This window comes from Methylobacterium longum, assembly GCF_022179385.1.
Lineage (GTDB): Bacteria > Pseudomonadota > Alphaproteobacteria > Rhizobiales > Beijerinckiaceae > Methylobacterium > Methylobacterium longum.
The window spans coordinates 1-1,042 of sequence record NZ_BPQS01000142.1 but is presented as its reverse complement, the minus strand read 5'-3'; the positions used below and the strand labels follow the sequence as shown (position 1 = coordinate 1,042).

Genomic DNA, 1,042 nt, shown 5'->3' with positions numbered 1-1,042 from the left:
CTTCACTAGGCCGGTTCCCGGCACCATCGACATGATCGTCTGCTCACCGGCCGCGGCTGAGGCAGGCCCGATCGGAGCGATCTGCCAGGGCATCTGCCACGTGGCCGCCGAAGTGTCCGGCGCGGCGGGCGCGTCCTGCGCCAGCGCAGGGCCGGCCAGAGCAGAGATGAGGGTCGCACAGCAGATCGAACGTAGGGACATCACAGCTTTCCTTCTTCGCGGGGGTGAACGAAGGGCCGCGGCATCGAGCTAGTCCGTCGGCGCGAGGGCGGGTGGCAGCGTCCAGGGTGAGGACGGTGCCGAAGTGGGGGAGGGGACGGCGGAGCGATTACTTCGCGCCCAGTGCGCAGAGGCGTAGGCGACTGCGCCGGCATCGATCCGCCCCCGAGCCGAGGTCGGCCGGCTGATGATGCTCGCGGTCTGCTCGGCGTCGCGGTAGGGCACCCGTACTCGGGAAGCCGCTGTCGTCGCCCTCGGCCGCCTGAGAAACCGCGCCTGCTTGGCTGAGCCCAGGTTCAGTATCGGCGCGACCACGCCCTCAGCGTCGCGGAGCGGCGTGATCGGGCTCGCTTGATCCACCTCCTGCGCAGGATCCGGGCCGAGCGTCGCCACGCGTCCAGGCGGGGGCCCAGCAGTGATCGTCGGTGTGGGGCGAACGACGATCTCGGTTGGAGTTCGAGCTTCAGTCGATTGGGGTGGCAGGATCGGCGTAGGCGTCAGACGTCCCAGCAGGGTTCGCAGCGTGTTCGTCTCATCTCCATCTTGCGATGGATGCAGCACGTCCGGTTCGAGCGTCGCCACCGCCGGAGGCGGAACTGCCGTCGCAATGACTTGGCGTTCGGCGGGCTCGTTCCAGGCTGGTGGCAGCCCGTGCGCCAGACGCGCAGCGTCGAGAGTTGCGCGTCCGATCAGCGGAAGGCGTGGGTTGGCGTGACCTGACCGGTATTTTGGACCGGGCCAGTTGCGAGGCTACTGCATGGTCGCACCCATGGGTAGCCGGAAGGCCAGATCCGGAAAGCTGACAGGCGCGGGCGGTCGGTAG

The 1,042-nt window shown here is 68.6% G+C and carries 1 pseudogene; it reads right to left on the bottom strand.

The features are described 5' to 3' along the window. A pseudogene (locus MFF58_RS31760) lies at positions 1-201 on the bottom strand (hypothetical protein); the annotation flags it as partial. Positions 202-1,042 lie beyond the last annotated feature (841 nt).